Origin of the sequence: Enterococcus sp. AZ141 (assembly GCF_051714385.1) — a bacterium.
Lineage (GTDB): Bacteria > Bacillota > Bacilli > Lactobacillales > Enterococcaceae > Enterococcus_D > Enterococcus_D entomosocium.
On the sequence record NZ_JBIORT010000001.1, the window covers coordinates 1,848,123 to 1,867,708 of the forward strand.

25 protein-coding genes are annotated in these 19,586 nt (G+C 42.5%); 17 read left to right on the forward strand and 8 right to left on the reverse strand.

The annotated features are described in order from the left end of the window. Positions 1-15: 15 nt before the first annotated feature. The gene (locus IGI89_RS08630) at positions 16-885 is read right to left on the reverse strand and encodes a Cof-type HAD-IIB family hydrolase (protein WP_005234136.1); all 870 of its coding nucleotides are present in this window, start codon (positions 883-885) and stop codon (positions 16-18) included. A gap of 132 nt (positions 886-1,017) precedes the next feature. Between IGI89_RS08630 and IGI89_RS08635 the strand changes: the two genes are divergently transcribed. The 5 genes from IGI89_RS08635 (at position 1,018) to IGI89_RS08655 (ending at position 4,570) form a co-directional block, all read left to right on the forward strand. Then, positions 1,018-1,707: a uracil-DNA glycosylase gene (locus tag IGI89_RS08635; protein WP_005234138.1), complete on the forward strand. Its 690-nt coding sequence runs from the start codon at positions 1,018-1,020 to the stop codon at positions 1,705-1,707. Between the two features lie 141 nt (positions 1,708-1,848). Beyond that, positions 1,849-2,832 carry a phosphate acetyltransferase gene (pta, locus tag IGI89_RS08640; protein WP_008380699.1) on the forward strand — a complete coding sequence of 328 codons (984 nt, stop codon included), beginning with the start codon at positions 1,849-1,851 and terminating at the stop codon, positions 2,830-2,832. 215 nt (positions 2,833-3,047) lie between these two features. Further along, the gene (tsaE, locus tag IGI89_RS08645) at positions 3,048-3,521 is read left to right on the forward strand and encodes a tRNA (adenosine(37)-N6)-threonylcarbamoyltransferase complex ATPase subunit type 1 TsaE (RefSeq protein WP_008380702.1); all 474 of its coding nucleotides are present in this window, start codon (positions 3,048-3,050) and stop codon (positions 3,519-3,521) included. After that, complete coding sequence (locus IGI89_RS08650; RefSeq protein ID WP_008380704.1) at positions 3,514-4,038, forward strand: GNAT family N-acetyltransferase; 525 nt, start codon at positions 3,514-3,516, stop codon at positions 4,036-4,038. The genes tsaE and IGI89_RS08650 overlap by 8 nt, the downstream gene beginning before the upstream one ends. Positions 4,039-4,054: 16 nt before the next feature. Then, complete coding sequence (locus tag IGI89_RS08655) at positions 4,055-4,570, forward strand: GNAT family N-acetyltransferase (RefSeq protein WP_438735537.1); 516 nt, start codon at positions 4,055-4,057, stop codon at positions 4,568-4,570. Between the two features lie 75 nt (positions 4,571-4,645). Here IGI89_RS08655 and IGI89_RS08660 read toward each other — a convergent pair whose 3' ends face one another. Next, entirely contained in the window at positions 4,646-5,179 is a 534-nt protein-coding gene (locus IGI89_RS08660; protein ID WP_005234143.1) for a 3'-5' exonuclease, read from the reverse strand. An 84-nt stretch (positions 5,180-5,263) separates the two neighbouring features. Continuing rightward, complete coding sequence (locus IGI89_RS08665; protein WP_060791404.1) at positions 5,264-6,016, reverse strand: exodeoxyribonuclease III; 753 nt, start codon at positions 6,014-6,016, stop codon at positions 5,264-5,266. Between the two features lie 214 nt (positions 6,017-6,230). Here IGI89_RS08665 and IGI89_RS08670 point away from each other — a divergent pair, with 214 nt between their 5' ends. The 4 genes from IGI89_RS08670 (at position 6,231) to IGI89_RS08685 (ending at position 9,211) form a co-directional block, all read left to right on the forward strand. Continuing rightward, the gene (locus IGI89_RS08670; protein WP_438735538.1) at positions 6,231-6,506 is read left to right on the forward strand and encodes an AbrB/MazE/SpoVT family DNA-binding domain-containing protein; all 276 of its coding nucleotides are present in this window, start codon (positions 6,231-6,233) and stop codon (positions 6,504-6,506) included. Beyond that, positions 6,500-6,850: a type II toxin-antitoxin system PemK/MazF family toxin gene (locus IGI89_RS08675; RefSeq protein ID WP_008380710.1), complete on the forward strand. Its 351-nt coding sequence runs from the start codon at positions 6,500-6,502 to the stop codon at positions 6,848-6,850. Before IGI89_RS08670 ends, IGI89_RS08675 begins: the two co-directional genes overlap by 7 nt. A gap of 138 nt (positions 6,851-6,988) precedes the next feature. Beyond that, positions 6,989-7,873 carry a UDP-N-acetylmuramate dehydrogenase gene (gene murB, locus IGI89_RS08680; protein WP_375137363.1) on the forward strand — a complete coding sequence of 295 codons (885 nt, stop codon included), beginning with the start codon at positions 6,989-6,991 and terminating at the stop codon, positions 7,871-7,873. A gap of 117 nt (positions 7,874-7,990) precedes the next feature. Beyond that, complete coding sequence (locus IGI89_RS08685; RefSeq protein ID WP_438735539.1) at positions 7,991-9,211, forward strand: hypothetical protein; 1,221 nt, start codon at positions 7,991-7,993, stop codon at positions 9,209-9,211. A 66-nt stretch (positions 9,212-9,277) separates the two neighbouring features. On the opposite strand, the gene IGI89_RS08690 is transcribed toward IGI89_RS08685, so the two are convergent. From IGI89_RS08690 to IGI89_RS08705, 4 genes are read right to left on the reverse strand one after another with little or no spacing between them, the layout of a single operon-like run. Then, positions 9,278-9,922, reverse strand: a complete 645-nt coding sequence (locus IGI89_RS08690) for an ECF transporter S component (RefSeq protein ID WP_438735540.1) — start codon at positions 9,920-9,922, stop codon at positions 9,278-9,280. A gap of 2 nt (positions 9,923-9,924) precedes the next feature. Further along, positions 9,925-10,482, reverse strand: a complete 558-nt coding sequence (gene coaC, locus IGI89_RS08695) for a phosphopantothenoylcysteine decarboxylase (protein ID WP_008380717.1) — start codon at positions 10,480-10,482, stop codon at positions 9,925-9,927. A 32-nt stretch (positions 10,483-10,514) separates the two neighbouring features. After that, positions 10,515-11,264: a phosphopantothenate--cysteine ligase gene (coaB, locus tag IGI89_RS08700; RefSeq protein ID WP_429960196.1), complete on the reverse strand. Its 750-nt coding sequence runs from the start codon at positions 11,262-11,264 to the stop codon at positions 10,515-10,517. Further along, positions 11,261-12,250, reverse strand: a complete 990-nt coding sequence (locus IGI89_RS08705; protein WP_438735541.1) for an acrylyl-CoA reductase family protein — start codon at positions 12,248-12,250, stop codon at positions 11,261-11,263. The genes coaB and IGI89_RS08705 overlap by 4 nt, the downstream gene beginning before the upstream one ends. Positions 12,251-12,637: 387 nt before the next feature. On the opposite strand from IGI89_RS08705, the gene IGI89_RS08710 reads away from it, so the two are divergent. The 5 genes from IGI89_RS08710 to IGI89_RS08730 are packed head-to-tail and all read left to right on the forward strand — an operon-like array spanning position 12,638 to position 17,010. Continuing rightward, positions 12,638-13,180, forward strand: a complete 543-nt coding sequence (locus IGI89_RS08710) for a helix-turn-helix domain-containing protein (protein WP_008380724.1) — start codon at positions 12,638-12,640, stop codon at positions 13,178-13,180. Between the two features lie 16 nt (positions 13,181-13,196). After that, entirely contained in the window at positions 13,197-14,285 is a 1,089-nt protein-coding gene (locus IGI89_RS08715; protein WP_005228533.1) for an ABC transporter ATP-binding protein, read from the forward strand. A 12-nt stretch (positions 14,286-14,297) separates the two neighbouring features. Then, positions 14,298-15,107 (forward strand): ABC transporter permease, encoded by an 810-nt coding sequence (locus tag IGI89_RS08720; protein WP_005234157.1) that lies wholly within the window; start codon positions 14,298-14,300, stop codon positions 15,105-15,107. Then, complete coding sequence (locus IGI89_RS08725; RefSeq protein WP_005228535.1) at positions 15,104-15,940, forward strand: ABC transporter permease; 837 nt, start codon at positions 15,104-15,106, stop codon at positions 15,938-15,940. Before IGI89_RS08720 ends, IGI89_RS08725 begins: the two co-directional genes overlap by 4 nt. Beyond that, the gene (locus IGI89_RS08730) at positions 15,937-17,010 is read left to right on the forward strand and encodes an ABC transporter substrate-binding protein (protein ID WP_005234158.1); all 1,074 of its coding nucleotides are present in this window, start codon (positions 15,937-15,939) and stop codon (positions 17,008-17,010) included. Before IGI89_RS08725 ends, IGI89_RS08730 begins: the two co-directional genes overlap by 4 nt. 140 nt (positions 17,011-17,150) lie before the next feature. On the opposite strand, the gene IGI89_RS08735 is transcribed toward IGI89_RS08730, so the two are convergent. Beyond that, the gene (locus tag IGI89_RS08735) at positions 17,151-17,597 is read right to left on the reverse strand and encodes a MerR family transcriptional regulator (RefSeq protein ID WP_016612709.1); all 447 of its coding nucleotides are present in this window, start codon (positions 17,595-17,597) and stop codon (positions 17,151-17,153) included. A gap of 253 nt (positions 17,598-17,850) precedes the next feature. Between IGI89_RS08735 and IGI89_RS08740 the strand changes: the two genes are divergently transcribed. From IGI89_RS08740 to IGI89_RS08750, 3 genes are all read left to right on the forward strand, one after another. Next, complete coding sequence (locus IGI89_RS08740; RefSeq protein ID WP_008380731.1) at positions 17,851-18,858, forward strand: aldo/keto reductase; 1,008 nt, start codon at positions 17,851-17,853, stop codon at positions 18,856-18,858. A 171-nt stretch (positions 18,859-19,029) separates the two neighbouring features. Beyond that, on the forward strand, positions 19,030-19,323 hold the full coding sequence (locus tag IGI89_RS08745; RefSeq protein ID WP_231472762.1) for a zeta toxin family protein: 294 nt from the start codon (positions 19,030-19,032) through the stop codon (positions 19,321-19,323). Beyond that, positions 19,316-19,483 carry a hypothetical protein gene (locus IGI89_RS08750; RefSeq protein WP_413135230.1) on the forward strand — a complete coding sequence of 56 codons (168 nt, stop codon included), beginning with the start codon at positions 19,316-19,318 and terminating at the stop codon, positions 19,481-19,483. Before IGI89_RS08745 ends, IGI89_RS08750 begins: the two co-directional genes overlap by 8 nt. Positions 19,484-19,586: the final 103 nt, after the last annotated feature.

Below are 19,586 nucleotides of genomic sequence, written 5' to 3' on the forward strand. Positions count from 1 at the left end.
AAAAAGCTGCGTGGTTTAAAGATTTTCATCAATTGCCCGAACGATTGCTTTGCCGACACCAGCCTCAATATTGGTGTCCGTCAAATACTTCGCGACTTCTTTTACCTCTAACTCGCCATTTCCCATTGCAAAACTAACGCCTGCCAGTTGCAGCATACTTACATCATTTAAGTTGTCACCGATCGTCATCACTTCCGCCAGTGAGATCATCCGATCTTTGGCGACATGTGCCACTGCGATTCCTTTTTGCGCGTTTCGGTGGTTGATCTCAATATTGTTTTGTCCAGAAGAAGTCACCACTAGATCGCCGTACCCATCGATGATTTTCGTGATAGGACCCAATACCCGGGCACCGTCTTGGTGGAAGCAGATCACTTTCAAAAATTCTAATTCTTCGATCGAAAACAACTCACTGAAATCATCGACATAATTGATCGGTAAAAATTCTAAACGGGCTGCTGTCATAGCAATCGCCATCTTATGGGTTAAATGGGGCATTGCTTCTGCCGTATGGATCGCAAAATTTTCGATCCGACGTGTCTGACTTTCCGAATAGATCCCATTGCTCGTTGAGATCTCAAAATAGATGTCGTTTTCTTTTAGTAGGTCGATCAACGAACGAGTTTGTTCATGGCTGATCGGCACAGTAAATAATGAATTACCCGTTTCGTCATAGACTTGGGCCCCATTCAAGGTGATCATTGCACAGTCGATTCCGGCTTCTTGCAGCGGTGGCAATGCCTCTTTACGGTTACGGCCAGTTGCGACCATAAATTCGATTCCTTTGGATTGGGCATATTTGATTGCTTGGATATTTTCTTCTGAAATCTGCATACTGGCATTTAAAAGCGTACCATCCATATCAGAAGCAATTAATTTGATCATTGTCAGCGTCCTTTCTTAATCGTTTCTACAAATAGTGTACCATAAATCACGGATTTTTTTTCTTTCGAAGAGTAATTCTTGTTTCTAATAGGCGGGATTTGTTATCCTAGAAGAAAACAAAGGAGATTCGCCATGAAACGACTATTGGACAATGATTGGCAAGAGCAATTGCAAGAATCATTTGAGCAACCCTATTACCAACAACTACGGGCTTTCTTGAAACAAGAATATGCCCAGCAAAAGATCCATCCAGCGATGGACCATATTTATGAAGCACTTAAACTGACACCATACCATGACGTAAAAGTTGTCATCTTAGGTCAAGATCCTTATCATGGCCCTCACCAAGCCCACGGACTGTCGTTTTCCGTGCAGCCGGGGGTCAAAATACCGCCTTCCTTACGCAATATTTACAAGGAATTAGCCGATGACTTAGGGATTGCACCTGTGTCCCATGGCTATCTTGTGCCATGGGCGCAGCAAGGGGTCTTATTGTTGAATACCGTATTGACGGTACGTGAGGGACAAGCTTATTCACATCACGGGCATGGCTGGGAGCAGCTGACAGATACGATTATCGAAAAATTGAATCAACGAGAAAAACCGGTCATTTTTGTGCTTTGGGGCAAACCCGCTCAAAAGAAAGCCGCTTTACTAGATACCAGCAAACATATTATTATAACAGCGCCTCATCCAAGTCCGTTGTCGGCACATCGAGGATTCTTTGGTTCAAAGCCTTTTTCTAAGATCAATCAAGCGTTGCTGGCATTAGGGGAAGAACCGATTTCTTGGGCGTTACCGGAAAAAATAACACAGTTGTAAAACTGTGTTATTTAGAACTGATGATTTTGTGAAAAAGGTAACGATATTTAAAATAATCGACTAATACAGGATTTTTATCTGTTCTTTTTTTCGCAGTTATTGTACAATGGAAGGGTATAAAAAAACTGGAGGTCTTTACCCGTGGAATTATTCGAAAGTTTAAAATTTAAAATCGTGCGTCGTCATATCAAAATCGTTTTTCCAGAAGCAACAGATCCTCGTATCTTAGGTGCTGCTAGCCGTCTACGTTCAGAAGAATTGATTGAACCCGTTTTGATCGGTAACCCGGTTGAAATCGAAAAAGCAGCAGAAGCTCGCGGAATCAACGTATCAAACTTTGAAATTTTAGATCCTGAAAATTATGATCGTTGGGATGAAATGGTTGAAGCTTTTGTGGAACGCCGCAACGGCAAAGCAACGAAAGAACAAGCAGAAGAAATCTTAAAAGATGTCAACTATTTCGGTACAATGTTGACTTACATGGGCATTACTGAAGGAATGGTTTCCGGAGCGATCCATTCTACGGGTGATACAGTAAGACCCGCTTTACAAATCATCAAAACAAAACCAGGTGTGAGCCGTACAAGTGGTGCTTTCTTAATGGTTCGTGGTCGTGACCAAGAAAAATACTTGTTCTCAGACTGTGCCATCAATGTAAACCCAAATGCACAAGAACTAGCAGAAATCGCTGTTGACTCAGCGAAAACCGCTGAATTATTTGAAATCGATCCAAAAGTTGCTATGTTAAGCTTCTCAACGAAAGGTTCTGCGAAAGCACCGGAAGTAGATAAAGTCGTTGAAGCAACAAAAATCGCCAAAGAATTGGCACCAGAATATCAAATCGATGGAGAATTGCAATTCGATGCTGCGTATATCTCAGCAGTTGCGCAATTGAAAGCTCCTGAATCTGAAGTAGCAGGTAAAGCAACCGTCTTTGTTTTCCCCGATTTACAATCAGGAAACATTGGCTACAAGATCGCCCAACGTTTCGGTAACTTTGAAGCGATTGGACCAATCTTACAAGGGTTGAACAAACCAATCTCTGATTTGTCCCGTGGTTCAAATGAAGAAGATGTCTACAAATTATCAATCATTACTGCTGCACAAACATTAATGGAGAAATAAGCAGCCAATCGCTGCACTTATGAAAAACTGATCCGTTGAGGGTCAGTTTTTTGTTTTGCTTTTGGAAAGTTGAGGGCAACAAAGCAGGGGGCGTCCATATGAATCAACGATCCAGTGGTCGTCGGGAAATTTTCCTTAAGCTCCTTCTTTACAATTCCTTGAAAAACAAGCTATACTAGCAACTAGTAAATTAGATTGATCAAAGGATGGGGACTATGTTTACCATTAACGACTTAGAAGCAACCGCAGCATTTGCAAAAATCATTGGAGAAGTAGCCGAGCCAGGGGATAATCTGGTATTGACGGGCGACTTGGGTGCTGGCAAAACAACATTGACGAAAGGCATCGCCTTGGGGTTAGGGATCGAGCAACTGATCAAAAGTCCGACCTATACGATCATTCGTGAATATACCAATGGGCGGATGCCCCTGTACCATATGGATGTCTATCGGGTGGAATACGGTGCAGAAGATTTAGGACTGGATGATTATTTCGAAGGGGATGGCTTGTGTGTGATCGAGTGGGGCAATCTCTTAGAAGCCTCCCTGCCAGAGGATTATTTAGAACTGATTTTGGAAAAAGATGATACAGATGAACAAAAACGTCTTGTGAAATGTCATGCATATGGCTCCAAAGCAACCGCCTTTTTGCAACGGATCACAACCAAATGGCAGGCAGCCCATGAGTGAGATCCAATTACAGATCAAAGAAGCCACGGGTGCTGATGCGAAAGCCGTGTTAGCAGTCAGTCAACAGCTAGGAGAAGAAACGGATTTTCTCTTAATGGACGAAAGCGGCTTGGCGTTGCCAGAAGCCCTATTGGCAGAACAGTTGGATGCTATCTATGAACGGGAGGACTATTTGCTGTTGTTGGCATTTGATCAAGAACAATTGATCGCCATGGCATCAGTCAAAGGCAACGAAGAGTGGCAATTAGCCCATGTCGGGGAGATCGGTATCTCGATTTTAAAAGACTATTGGGGCTTGGGTTTAGGTTCGCTCCTGATTGAAGAATTACTGGACTGGGTAGTAGAAGTTGGCGAATTGACCCGCATCGAGTTGACCGTCCAAGCGAGAAATCTACGAGCGATCCATCTGTATCAAAAATTTGGTTTTTTAACAGAAGGCTGCATGAAAGAAGCAGTGCAAACCCGCGAGGGGCAAAAAGTTGACGTCTTGATGATGGCACGTCTTTTTGAATCATAAAAAAGGAGTGAAGGAAATGGAGTTTCGGGAACCGACGATCGCAGACTGCGATCAAATCGAAGCGTATCGGCAAGCGTTTGAGAAGAATCAAGAAGTCATCCACGGTGGGGCAGGACTTGTAGAAAGTCCGACAGCCAAAGACTGGCTAGAGGGATTGGCGGATTTTAAAACAGCAGAAACGGTACCAGAAGGATTCGTCCCCGCCCGTACCTATCTGGCTATCCAAGATCAAAAAGTGGTCGGTCTCTTGAATCTGCGTCTGACACTTAATGCGTATTTGCGCCAAATTGGCGGACACATCGGGTATTCGGTGCACCCAGACCATCGAAAGCAAGGCATCGGCTCGGCAATGCTGGCACAGTCATTGGTAAAGGCCAAACAATTTGGCTTGAAAAACGTGTTAGTAACCTGTGAAGAAGCCAATCGTGCTTCCGCCAAAGTCATTGAAAATAACGGAGGTAAACTAACCGAAGAAGCCATTGATCCTGAAGATGGCGCTGTAATCTGTCATTATTGGATCGATCTAACTTAAAATGATTCCTTCCTTAAATGAAAACGTGCGTCCTAAAGTCTAGCGCAATGCTGACTTTAGGACGCACGTTCTTATTTATTTGACTAAAACCATTTTTTTTAATGGATCGATGCCAAATTCTTCTTCTTGACGCAATAAGATTTGGGCACATGCCCGGCTATCTTCCAAGGCATCATGGTGGTTTAGTAAAGGAATCTGCAATTGCTCACAAACCGTATTTAATTTGTGGTTCGTAAATTCTGGATACAGTTTGCGGCTTGTTCGTACCGTGCACAAGGAAAGATAGTTTGGTTGTGACAACCCATAATAGTCAAGACACCCCGCCAAAACGCCGGTATCAAAACCAGCATTATGCGCAACAATCAGACTGTTTAATTGATAATATTGTTGGATTTGTTTCCATACGTCAGGAAACTTAGGCGCTTCTTGCACATCTTCTGGACGAATGCCATGAATTTGAATGTTTTTCCAAAAAAATTCCGTTTCCGGTTGGATCAATGTGTAATATTCGCCCACGATTTTGCTATCTTGTACCATGACTAGTGCAAGGGAACAGGCACTATGCTTTTGATAATTTGCTGTTTCAAAGTCCATTGCGATAAAATTCATCAGACTCACCTCATTGCCATTCTAGCACAAAATCAAAGAATGAAAAGCGAACAAACGTTAAGAAAAACTGAAGTTTTCTTACGGTTATTTGAGATCCAGTTCCACCGGGCAATGGTCACTGCCGATGATATCTGTATGGATCTTGGCATCTAGCAAGCGCTCATTTAAGTCATCCGAAACGACAAAGTAATCGATGCGCCAGCCGGCATTGTTTTTGCGAGCGTTGAAACGGTAGCTCCACCAAGAATAAATGCCTTCTGCATCTGGATAGAAATAACGGAACGTATCGGTAAAGCCAGCAGCCAAAAGAGTCGAAAACTTTTCCCGTTCTTCAGGTGTAAACCCAGCATTTTTTTGATTGGTTTTCCAGTTTTTGATATCGATATTCTTATGGGCAACATTCAAATCACCACAGAGAATCACTGGCTTTTGTTGTTTCAATTCAGTCAAGTAAGCCAAAAAGGCATCTTCCCAAGTCATGCGATAATCCAAGCGGCGCAATTCATTTTGAGAATTCGGTGTGTAGCAAGTAATCAAGAAAAATTCAGGATACTCTAGTGTGATGACGCGACCTTCCGTATCATGTTCTTCGATCCCTAATCCATAACGGACAGATAGCGCAGGTTCTTTTGCGAAAATCGCCGTGCCAGAATAGCCTTTCTTCTCCGCATAATTCCAGTATTGATGATAGCCTGGTAAATCCAATTCAATCTGACCTTCTTGCAGCTTTGTTTCTTGTAAACAAAAGAAATCAGCATCGAGGGCTTCAAACACTTCAGAAAAATTTTTTTTAACGATGGCCCGTAAACCATTGACATTCCAAGAAATAAATTTCATTGAGACTCCTCCTTATTTTCCACTACGCCTCCCATTTTACCTAAAAAAGCCAGAAGCGCAAAGCAAGTGAGCGGAATAAGGAAAACAAGGAGGAAGAATGAGGATTAAATTTGGATGCTAGAGAAAATTCGTTTGTGGTACGAAAAAGGATTAATAAATCCTTACTTTTCCTTACGTTTTATGTTACAATCGTTTTGAAAAGGGGGCAGTTCACATGACGATCAAAGCGCAAGTTTCAGCGAAAATGACTTCGAAAAATCAAATAACTATTCCAAAAAGTGTGCGGCAAAAGTTAGGCTTAAAAGAGAATCAGCGGGTAATTTTTGAATTTACTCCAGAAGGCGAGATCAAGGTAACAGGCGAAAAAGCAGCACCTTCCTTTGAAGATTTTTGGAAACAAGAATTAGCGATCGTAGAAGAAACGGGGAAATTTGATACAGGTGAGATGTTTTTTGGAGAAGATTTTGGTGAGGAGAATATTGAATGGTAAGACAAGGAGATATTCTTTTTATTGACTTAAATCCCACCAAAGGAAATGAAATGGCAAAAAAAAGACCGTGTGTGGTGGTTAGTAATGATTATTATAACAAGAGTTTCAATACCGTCTTAGTGATGCCAATCAGTAGCTCAAAAAAATATGTAGAAGAAAAATTCGCTCGATCGAATGCGTTTCAAACAGTTACCGAAACACAAAAGAGTAAAGTTCAAGGGACGATTCTTTGTCAGCATATTCGCAGTGTGGACCTCTTGCATCACAGCAACTTAGAAGTAGTCGATAAAGTCACTACGGAGATGAAAGAACGATTATCTGAAATAACAAAACACTTTTTTTGAAGCTTACTCTTTATTAATCAGGTCATTCGATTATTAAGCTTTTCTTTGATTCACCAGAGGTAGCAACTTTTCCTTGAACATGCTAAAATAAGTGAGATGTTTATTGTGAAAGGAAACCTTCTCGTGAATAAAGACTTGATGATTGCGCAATTCCCTGAAATTGCCTTATTAAAAGATGAACCCTTATTGAACTATACGTATACAAAAACTGGTGGACCGGCAGACATTTTGGCTTTTCCCAAAACAGCAGAAGAGGCTAAACAGCTGCTTGATTATTGCCGAGAACAAGCGATTCCTTGGATCGTCTTAGGAAACGCCAGCAACTTGATCGTCCGTGATGGTGGTATTCGCGGCGTGGTGATCATGCTGTCGGAAATGAACCAAATCGTGGTAGACGGCACTTCTTTGATCGTCGATGCTGGAGCAAAGTTGATCGATACCACCTATGTCGCTTTGCATGAATCCTTGACTGGTTTTGAATTTGCCTGCGGGATTCCCGGCAGTGTCGGCGGTGCCGTCTTTATGAATGCAGGCGCTTATGATGGCGAGATCCAAGATGTCTTTGCGTCCTGCGACGTTTTGCTGGCTGATGGTCAAATCGTGACATATACCAAGGAAGAAATGGAATTTGCTTATCGTCATAGCAAATTGCAAGAGCAAAAGATGATCATTTTGAGCAGTCGCTTTGATCTAGCAAAAGGAGATCAAGAGCAAATCAAAAAGCGGATGGATGAACTGACAGAATTGCGGCAATTGAAGCAACCGCTAGAATACCCCTCTTGTGGGAGTGTCTTCAAACGCCCAGTCGGTCATTTTACCGGCAAGCTGATCCAAGATGCAGGCTTACAAGGATTGAAATGGGGCGGTGCCCAAATTTCGGAAAAACATGCGGGCTTTATCGTGAATGTCGATCAAGCAACAGCCACGGATTACGTTGAACTGATCGCTCATATCCAACAAGTCATCAAAGAAACCTTTGATGTCACCTTAGAAACAGAAGTCCGAATCATCGGCGAAGAATAGATTAGCGAAAAGATTGTCCCGCGGGGCAATCTTTTTTTCATGAGAGCTGATAAAAAAGAGCTTAGGATTGTAAGCTTTCGCAGTCTTCGGTACAATAAACGAAAAGGAGTGAGCAGGATGAAAAAGTGGGGAAGCGTCATTTTGTTTGTTGGGTTCGCCTTTCTTTTCGGCGGTTGTACGAAATTACCGCAAGAACAGTTTGCCGAACAGTTGACGAATCAGCAAGCAACGAATGCTGGTGAATTCCAAGCGACGATCGATACCTTTGAGATAGGCAACAGCAGCGAATACGGTCAAGAAGCCGATAGGTATGCCTCTATGTTGATGTCACAGTTAGTCGGCTCGTCATTTAAAGGGGACTTCGTCCAAGACAAGGAAACCAAAGCGATTTTACTCAATCTGGCAGTCGCTTATGGGGGGCAGGAGCTGCCGATCAAGCTGATCGTCGATCCTGAAAAACAAGAAGCGTATGTGTCAGCTGAAATCTATGAAACACTGCAAGGGTATATCAGCGCATTTGGTGATGACAGTTATGGAACAACACCAGACGCTGGGGAATATGAGGGCAAGTACCTGCGCATCGATCAAGAAACCTTAGATTCTTACTTTGGCGAAGGAACTTTTGCAGAGGACGACGAGGAGACAACCGAAGCAGAAAAAGCGCCTGAAAACCTCTTTACCATGAACAGTCTTTTTCATAATGAGACGTTTGCAGACTATTTGAAAACCTTCGAACCGGATGCTTTCAAAAGAGATGGAGATACGATCAGCCATACGTTTACCAAAGAAGAATTGGCAGATTATGCAACCTATGCCCAAGAACACGGTGCCGATCAAAAGCAAGTCGCCGAATTAGAAACGATGCTGGAAGAAGTCGAGCAGTTTGACTTAGCTATGACCGTCAATACGAAAACAAATCAGCAGAAAATGGCTTTTCACTTCGTGCAAGCGGATGAGCTGCAAACGACTATCGGAGCTACGGTGACTTTTACAGGAAAGAAAAGTGATACTGCCGTTGCGATCCCCACAGCGGAAGAATTGATTGACCCAGAAGAATTGTTTTCTCCCTATGATTATGGCTGGGATGACAGCTATGACGATGGGTATGAGAATGATTATGATGATGAGTACTGGGATAGCTATGATGAAGCCGATGATTGGTCTTCTTATATGCTGACGGATGAGGAGTTCGAGGAACTGCTACTGCAAATCAAGCAAGAGCTGCCTTATTTGACCCAAGCAGATATCGATGATTATCTGACATTTTATGAAGAGTATTTGACCCAAGAGCAGTATCAAGAGCTTGTCGAAGCACTCCAGATGACACAAAGTTTATGAGTCACTCAAAAGGGAAGCGACCGCCTAAGTTAGCCAAAAAGCTAACTTTAGGCGGTCGCTATTTTTTTAGATACGATTTTTTTTGCGGTTCATGACTAAGCGCAAAAGGACGGTTCCAACTGCCATCGTGGCGATTCCCGCTACAATGGCTTCAGGTACACCTTGGGCGAAGATCACACCCAAAATCGCTGCATAAACAGCATTGCCAGCTTTCCCCACAACCACCGCATATTCTTGCTGGAACAAGAAGTAGATCAAGTTCATTACCAGAATCGTATTCGTCAAACCTCCGGCAACACCAGCAATTAGTAGCGAAAGACTTTGCTGTTTGTTTTTCCAGATTTTTTGACAGCCCTTATAAACAAAGTAAGGAACGACACCAATCAAAATACGGGGAATCAGCGCTACGAGGATCGCTTTCCAACTTCCTTGATCACTCCCATAAATCGGTACGAAAGGAGAGAAGACAAAAGAAAGCGGGGTGATGATCCAGGTCGAACGTACCATACTGATGATCCCAAAGGCACCGCCTAAAAAGCCGCCGATCCGAGGGCCCAATACAATGGAAGCAATGATGACAGGAATGTGCATCGTTGTCGCATTGATTGGTCCTAAGGGAATAAATCCAAGAAAGGGTACCGATGCTAAAAGAATCAAGATTCCTAAAAAGAAAGCTGTTAAGACAAGTTCAAAAGTTGATATTTTTTTCATTGTTAGACACTCCGTACTTCCAAAGCAGTCAATGCTTTTTCGAGAATCGTTTCTGTTGCTGCTAATGCGCCTCTGCCGAAATCACCGCAAGCCAGTAACGCTTCACGGGGTTCAATCTCTTGGAAGCCGACTTCTTTCAAAATCCCCAAATTTCTTTGAACAATCGGGTTTTCGTACATGACGGTATTCATGGCTGGTGCAATCAAGCGGGGCACGGATAACGGTAACGCTAAGGCAACTGTTGAGATCAAATCATCGGCTAACCCATGCGCCAGCTTGCCAATACTGTTAGCACTGGCTGGGGCGAGCAAGAAAAGATCGGCTTGTTTGGCTAGTTCAATATGATTGATCCGATCTGGTTGGCGCTCTTGCATAACATCCACATGGATCGGGCGTTTGGATAATGACTGTAACGTCAAAGGCGTAATAAATTGTGTGCTATTTTGAGTCATTAAGACATCCACTGCATAGCCCTTTTTGGTTAATTCATTGGTCAGGTCGGCTGCTTTGTATGCAGAGATACTGCCGCTGACGCCAAGCAGAACGTGTTTTTGTTTCATGATTCTTTCTCCTTTTCTAAAAAAACATCTAGCTAAGCACGCAGGTCATTGCGTAATGTGTCAACGATCAAGGTTGCGATCTCAGCTTTTGTGCGACCAGTCCCGATTTGTCCTTCTTGTGTCAAAAGGTGGCCAACATGCTGGTTTCCTGAAATTTGCGTCAAGTCGTTGGCCAACACATAATCCGCTTGGCTAGCCAGCAAACTTTTTCGTGCGACCGCAAACAACTCGTCTTCCGCTACGTCTACTAATAATTTGAATCCGACTAATAAGGTTGTCGGCTGTAATGCTTTGATGGTTTGGATCACTTTCGGGGTTTTCTTCAACACTAAAAACAAATGATCCGTATTAGAAGAAACTTTGCCTGCCGTTGCCTCAGATTGTGCGAGCACGTGTGCCATCAATGCCGGAGTGACCTGGTTGTCATAAGTCGGTAGGGCATCGTTGATTGCTTCATAAAAGGCTGCTTCTGAAAAATGAGCAGCAGGGGTAAAATCACTAACTGCCATACTGTGGATCACGGCAGCATACGAATGGGTCGTCAATAAATCGGTCAATTGCGCCAACAAGTCCGTGGTCCCTTCAATGAAATGACAGGTAACTCGTGGATCGGTAGGCGGTTGCTTGGCAGTTTTCGTCGTAACGTAATCGATGGTCACCTCAGGGTACCGCAGCCATTCATTGGCAATCGCTTGACCAAGTGAACCCGTGGAATGATTCGTGATTGCACGGACATCATCGATTTTTTCGGAAGTACCGCCAGCCGTAATCAAAATTCTCATTTCCCTTGTGACACCTCAACGATCGTCCGTCCTTGGTGCGTGCCAGCTAATAAAGCTGCCAACGTTTCTGGTAAGTCTTCCAAAGTGATGGCTTTCGTGTAAAGCTGATCGATCACATTCCACTCACCCGCTAATTTCTCCCATAATGCCGTGCGGATTTCATGGGAAACATTGACTGAATCGATCCCAATTACGCGAATCCCACGCAAAATAAAGGGTAAGACAGTCGTTTCGATTTTGATCCCACCAGCATTGCCGCATAAGAAGGCACCGCCCCCATAAGCGATTTGCGGAAGCACGGCCGCAAGCAATGGACCACCAACCGTATCGATGACCGCTGCAAACGATTGTTTTGCTAATGGTTTGACCTTTTCGGGTACCACTTCATCCGGACGGATGATTTTCGCTGCGCCTAGGTCTAACAACCACTGCGCATCGGTTTTCCGAGATAGCGCCACTATATTTGTATAGCCCAGTTTTTTCAATAAGGCAATGCTGACACTGCCAACGCCACCGCTCGCACCTGTCACCAAAATCGCAGCGTCTTTTGCTAAGTGCAGCTGCTCTAATTCTTGCACCGCTAAAGCTGCTGTGAACCCAGCCGTGCCATAGGTCATACTGTCTTTTGCTGAAAAACCAGCAGAACGTTTCACGAGCCACTCGGCTGGGACCCGTTGAAATTGACTGTAACCGCCTGGGTGAGAAACCCCTAAGCCATAACCTGTCACTAAAACTTGATCGCCTGGGGCAAAATCAGCAGACTGACTGTCCACGACTTCCCCTGCTAAATCGATTCCCGGCGTCATCGGATACGTGCGAATCACACCGCCATTTTCATTTGCTGCCAAAGCATCTTTGTAATTAACATCTGAGTAATCAACACGGACAAGCACATCGCCTGCTGGCAGCTCGTCAAGGGTTGCAGTTGTGAGTGAAGCAGTAAAATTTGGTTCATTCATGACACGAAAGGTAGAGAAATTCGTCATTTCAGACACTCCTTTGATGGTTTGTACTCATAATACCATAAGTTTTATTTTTTTAACCAGTGAAGCAAGAAAAGGCAGGGCTTCTTATCAAAAAATCAGTAAAAACAGATCATTATTAAATCTACCTTTTCTTCGTTAAAATAGAAGATGTTCTTTTAAACCTGTGAAAAGCGAAAATGACGGGACCGCCAATCGTTTCCTTTATAGCACAAGCATTTAGCATCACTCCTTTTTTTGATTAGGAAGAAAAGAATTCAAAGAAATGAAGAAAAAAGGCTTGTGTTTTCTGCAATAATTTGTATACTAGAAAAAGTGAAATTAAACATGAAGTTTACTTATAGCAAACTTTTTATACTTGCAGTTGTGTCAATAAAAGGGGGAATGAACATGGAGATTGGCGAGAAGCTGCGCAATTTGCGCGTTCAAAAGAATTTGACCCAAGAAGAATTAGGTGAGCGGACCGATTTGACGAAAGGCTATATCTCACAGTTGGAACGTGATTTGAGTTCGCCTTCTATGGAAACTTTTTTTACGATCTTAGAAGTTTTAGGCGTGACACCAGAGGAATTTTTCCGAGAAGAAAATGCGCAGCATCAAGTGGTTTATCGCGAAGAAGATAGCACGCTTTATTATGATGAAGAAAATGGCTATGAATTGAAGTGGCTGATTCCCGATTCCAATGAAAAAGAAATGGAGCCAGTCTTGCTGACTTTTGATAAAGCCGGCGAATACAAGACCTTTGAACCATCGTTAGCAGAAACATTTATCTATGTCTTAGAGGGCAGTGTGGCGTTGTCGTTAGGAGAAACGCAGTACAAGGCTCGTAAAGGCCAATCGATCTATTATCAGGCGACTGAGCCGCATCAATTAAAAAATATCGCCGGCAAAAAAAGCCGTGTGCTCGTAGTCGTGACGGATTCTTATTTATAGTACAGGAGGAAAGAGTGTGGGAAAAACAATAATTTCATTCAACAATGTGGTGAAACGATTTGATGATGATGAAACAGTTTTGAAAAAAGTGAGTTTTGATATTGAAGAAGGTCGCTTTTATACATTGTTAGGTCCTTCAGGTTGTGGAAAAACAACTATTTTACGCATCATTGCGGGTTTTTCGGACGCAACAGAAGGCGACGTTTATTTTGATGGACAAAGAATTAATGACGTTCCTGCCAATCAACGGCAAGTGAATACTGTCTTTCAAGATTATGCCTTATTCCCACATATGAACGTTTTTGAAAATGTGGCATTTGGTCTGCGAATCAAAAAATTACCAAAAGATGAAGTGAATAAAAAAGTCTTAGAAGCGTTACGGTTAGTACAACTTCCTGGTTATGAGAATCGTGAAATCAGCGAAATGTCAGGAGGTCAACGCCAACGGGTCGCAATCGCACGAGCGATCGTCAATGAACCCAAAGTATTGCTTCTTGATGAACCATTGTCCGCATTGGACTTGAAATTGCGAACTGACATGCAATACGAGCTGCGGGAATTGCAGCAGCGACTAGGCATCACCTTTATTTTTGTCACCCATGACCAAGAAGAAGCGTTGGCCATGAGTGATGAGATTTTCGTCATGAACAAAGGGAAGATCGTCCAAAGCGGAACACCAGTGGATATCTACGATGAACCAATCAACCATTTCGTGGCGGATTTTGTCGGTGAAAGCAACATCGTCACAGGCACGATGATCGAAGACAACTTAGTGGAGTTTGTCGGCAAGCAATTTGAATGTGTCGATGGCGGGATGCGGCCGAATGAAGCCGTTGAGATCGTGATCCGTCCGGAAGATTTGAATTTGACGACGGCGGAAAAAGGCAAGCTGGTCGTTGAAGTAGACACGCAATTGTTCCGAGGCGTGCATTACGAAATCATTTGTTACGACGAACAAGGCAACGAATGGATGGTTCACTCTACAAGAAAAGCCACTGAAGGAAGCAAGATCGGGCTTTCCTTTGAACCAGAAGACATCCACGTCATGCGTTTCAATGAGTCCGAAGAAGATTTTGATGCTCGTTTAGAGAGCTACGAAGATTAGGAGGGAAAGCAAATGACGAAAATGCGTCGTTTTTATGCGATACCCTATGTCTTTTGGTTATTGCTATTTGTTATTGCACCAGTCTTATTGATCATCTACCAATCCTTTTTTGATATGAACGGCAACTTTTCGCTGGTCAATTATCAAAGCTACTTAGGTTCTGGCAAATATTTGATCATGACCTTAAACTCGGTTTGGTATGCCTTTTTGATCACCTTGATTACCTTAGTGATCAGCTACCCGACAGCCTATTTCTTAACTAAGCTGCGTCACAAAGATTTGTGGCTGCTGTTGATCATCTTACCAACGTGGGTCAACTTATTGTTAAAAGCCTACGCGTTTATTGGCATCTTCGGCATTCACGGTAGTGTCAACAATTTTCTAGAAATCATGGGTGTTGGACCAAAGCAGATTTTGTTTACCGACTTTAGCTTTTTGACGGTTGCCGTCTATATCGAACTGCCCTTTATGATCATGCCGATTTTTAATGCCTTAGAAGAAATGAATCCCTCTTTGATCAGTGCCAGTCGCGATTTAGGGGCAAACAGCTATGATACGTTTCGACGAGTGATTTTCCCTCTGTCGTTAAACGGGGTAAAAAGCGGCGTCCAAGCCGTCTTCATTCCATCGCTCTCCCTCTTCATGTTGACCCGTTTGATTGGGGGCAATCGCGTGATCACGCTTGGTACGGCAATCGAGCAGCACTTTCTCGTTACCCAAAATTGGGGCATGGGTTCGACCATCGGCGTCATTTTGATCATCGCCATGTTCCTCGTGATGTTGTTTACGGGAGAAAAGAAAAAAGGAGGGCAACGTAAATGAAAAAATTTCGCTGGTCGAATCTTTATCTGATCGTCGTCTTTATTCTTTTGTACGTGCCGATCTTTTATTTGATTTTCTATTCCTTCAATGAAGGAGGCACCATGAATGCTTTTACGGGTTTCACTTTTGAACATTACCAATCCGTCTTTCAAGATACCCGCTTGATGATCATCGTGTTGAACACCTTTATGCTAGCATTTTTATCAGCATTACTGGCAACGATCATTGGCACATTTGGTGCGATGGGCATCTACTATACCCGCAAGCGCCGAACGAGAACGGCCTTGTTGAGTTTAAATAATATTTTGCTGGTTTCACCAGATGTCATCATTGGTGCCAGCTTCTTGATTTTCTTTACGATGATCGGCAACTTGTTCCGTGGGTTTAGCTTAGGCTTTTTCAGCGTATTGCTTTCGCATATCGCCTTTAGTATCCCGATCGTGGTATTGATGGTCTTGCCGAAATTGCAAGAGATGAACGATTCAATGATCGATGCTGCCCGTGATTTAGGCGCGAATAATTTTCAAGTCATCAAAAATATCATTTTGCCTTTCTTGACACCGGGCATCATCGCCGGCTATTTCATGGCCTTTACTTATTCACTTGATGATTTTGCCGTGACATTCTTTGTGACGGGCAATGGCTTTAGTACCTTATCAGTAGAGATCTATTCTAGAGCACGTCAAGGAATCAGTTTAGAAATCAATGCATTAAGCACACTTGTCTTCTTATTCTCCATGATTCTGGTGGTAGGCTATTACTTTATCAGTAAAGAAAACGGCGCGAAGAAATTACGTAAAAACCGCCGTGTGGAGGTGGCAAATCTGCGATGAAACGACTACAATCTCTGATTATCGGTATTGTTGCGATCGTCCTGATCTTGCTCTTTGGTGTCCGTGAATTGGAACGCACCTCTGGTATGGCAGGTGCTGAGGTCGTCAACATCTACAACTGGGGCGACTACATCGACCCTGATTTGATCAGTAAGTTTGAAGAAGAGACTGGCTACAAAGTCAATTATGAAACCTTTGACTCAAATGAAGCGATGTTCACGAAGATCCAACAAGGCGGTACGTCCTATGACATCGCCATACCGAGTGAATACATGATTGAGAAAATGATGGAACAAAATCTTTTAAAACCATTGGATCACAGCAAAATCAAAGGGCTAGACAATATCGACCCTCGCTTTTTAGACCTGAGTTTTGATCCGGGCAATCAATATTCGATCCCTTATTTCTGGGGAACACTAGGGATCGTCTATAACGATAAATTCTTTGATGAAGGTGAGATCACCCAATGGGACGATCTTTGGAAACCCGAATTAGCAAACAGCATCATGCTGATCGATGGCGCGCGTGAAGTAATGGGATTAGGTTTGGACAGCTTAGGCTATTCTCTAAACAGCAAAGACGATGATCAGTTGCAAGAGGCATTCAATAAGCTTCGGACCATGACCCCAAACATCAAAGCCATCGTCGCAGATGAAATCAAGATGTACATGGCCAATGAAGAAGCATCGGTTGCGGTCACATTTTCTGGGGAAGCAGCCGACATGATGTACGAAAATGAACACATTCATTATGTGATCCCTTCGGAAGGCTCCAACTTGTGGTTTGATAATATGGTCATTCCTAAGACCTCACAAAACGAAGCCGGCGCTTATGCCTTCTTGAACTTTATGCTGGAACCCGAGAATGCTGCACAAAACGCAGAGTACATCGGCTATTCCACACCTAACCAAGAAGCCATGGCCTTACTGCCTGACGAGATCACCGAAGACGAACAGTTCTATCCATCCGATGAATTGATGGAACACCTCGAAGTCTATGAAAACTTAGGTGCTGAGTATCTTGGCATCTATAATGATTTGTTCTTGGAATTGAAGATGTATCGGAAATAAGCAAACTGCCATTAAGCAGGGAATGAATCCTGTTTAATGGCAGTTTTTTAGTAATGAATAGTCTATTTCAGCACTATACGAATATAATCATCAAAAAATTAAGTGTCTATTGATCCAAATCATTGGTAAAATATCTTCATTCAAGTTCTATTCCGCAATACTGCTTCCTCCTCCCAAGTTGCCGGATTCAATGGATCGTTAGAAGCTGTTTTCTGGTTGATGAGCTCTTGATAGGTATTGCTTTTCTTTTCTAAATAAGCGACTCGTTTTTGCGCTTCTGTAAGTTTAACGAGCGCTTTTTCTTTTTGCGATTGAATGATGTCGGCTCTTTCTTTGATCGTCGAATCGCCAAGGAGGCAAAGCGAAATATAATGCTTAATGGCTTCTAAAGACATGCCTGTTTCGCGCAAATTCTTGATACCAGTTAACCAATTGATGGAAGTCTGATTAAAAACCCGTCTGTTGTTTTTGTCCCTGATCAAACTAGGAACCAAACCCATATCGGTATAATAGCGAATCGTGTGTTCAGACAATTCAGTGATCGTGGCTGCTTCTTTGATAGAGTAAATGTTGGTCACGCCTTTCATAATTTGCTGAAGTCAAGCAAGTCGTTTGAACGTATTAGTAAAAACTGTTGTAGATCATTTTCTTTTTATATCGCGTATTATAGCACAGATAATTTTGTGGAGAAAAGTAGCTTCCTATTTGAGAGCCTCAAAAAGAAAAAAGGTGGAAGAAAAATGATTGTTAGAAACTCCTTGACTTCGAGTGACTCGAAGATGCTAAAGTTTAGCTAGCTTAGCGAGCACACAAAGTATCGATGGAGGAGGGAATTATAATATGAAGAATAGAAAAATCAGAAGTTTAGCAGTTTCGCCAATCGGAATGGGGTGTATGGGGTTTTCTCACGGATATGGAAAGGTGCCAGAAGAAAAAGAGAGTATTGCATCTATTCGCAAAGCTTACGAATTTGGCTGTACATTTTTTGATACAGCAGAAGCTTATGGAAAAGAAATGTTTTATTCTGGACATAATGAGGAGTTGGTGGGTAAAGCACTGTCGCCTTTTCGAAACAAAGTTGTTCTTGCCACCAAGTATCATCTCGACGAAAAAGAAGTGAATGAAAGCACAACTCTTTACACAGCCATCCGTAACCATTTGGTTGCTTCAATGGAAAAACTGCGCACCGATTATATTGATCTCTATTATCTTCATCGAATCAATGAACAGATTTCTATAGAAGAAATAGCTGAGGTGATGGGACGATTGATCAAAGAAGGTATGATCAGAGAATGGGGACTCTCACAAGTTTCCGTGGAGACACTTGCTAAAGCACATGGGATTACCCCCGTTGGTGCTGTGCAAAATCTCTATTCAATGGTTGAGCGTGATTGTGAGCGAGAGATTTTCCCCTATTGTCTTGAGAACGAGATCGCCGTCGTTCCTTTTTCACCAATCGCTAGTGGGTTTTTATCTGGAAAAGTCACACCAGATACATCCTTTGAAGGGGATGATGTTCGCAAATTCGTCCCTCAGCTGGCTAAAGAAAACCTCGTAGCCAATCAACCGATTTTAAATATGCTAGCAGAAGTCGCTCAAGCAAAGCAGGCGACAAATGCCCAAATTTCATTGGCGTGGATGCTTCACAAGTACCCGAATGCAGTGCCGATTCCTGGATCAAAAAATCGAGGCAGGATTTTGGAAAATCTAGCTGCTTGGGATGTACAGCTTACAGATACCGAGTTTCAAGTAATTGAAAACCAATTGAATCAAATACCTGTATATGGCCATCGAGGACATGTCGAATCACAACAACAATCTTTCGGAAAACAGTGGGACAAACACTAAATTAAGAAAAAGTTGGAAAAGCAGACTGCATGACAAATGTAGTCTGTTTTTTTGCGTATAGTTCATTAACAGAAATTTTTGCCATCTTACTTCTCGCAATAAATGATTCTTGTTTCACCCACTAAAAAAGCTGATCAAAATATTGCGCGATGCTTAAAAAAGAATTATGATGTGCTTATCTATTATATCTATCAAGATCCTTTTATTGCTTGGAATTATACGAAGCAACGTGAAAAAATAGAAGGACGCTTTGTTCCTAAAGAACATTTTATAAATGCTTTTTTTCAATCAAGATATAACTTGATTAAAATGAAGGAATTGTATAAAGAAAATGTGACCGTTAATATTTTTATAAAAGATTTTCAAAATCGCCATTCTCATACGTTGATGGCAGTTGACAATGTATCGTTCGCTTTGCCATTAACATACACAAAGGAAGAATTGGAGGAGAAGCTCAATGACTGAGAAAGAAAAAGTAGAAACAATCATGATAAAATATCATCGAAACTTCTCGATCTTACAGAAAAAGGCAACGCCTAGCGAATTGAAAACAGTTTTAAACTTTATTGCAGAAGAATCGAACCGTAAACAGCGAGTGCTTGTTGGCTTAGAGAAAGAAGAATAAGTGGTCAATGAAAAAATTTAGGTTTCTTAAGAATGACCATTGAACAAGTAAAATCCGAGATAAGAAGCAAGCGCTTCTTATCTTTTTTTTGTATCATTATGGC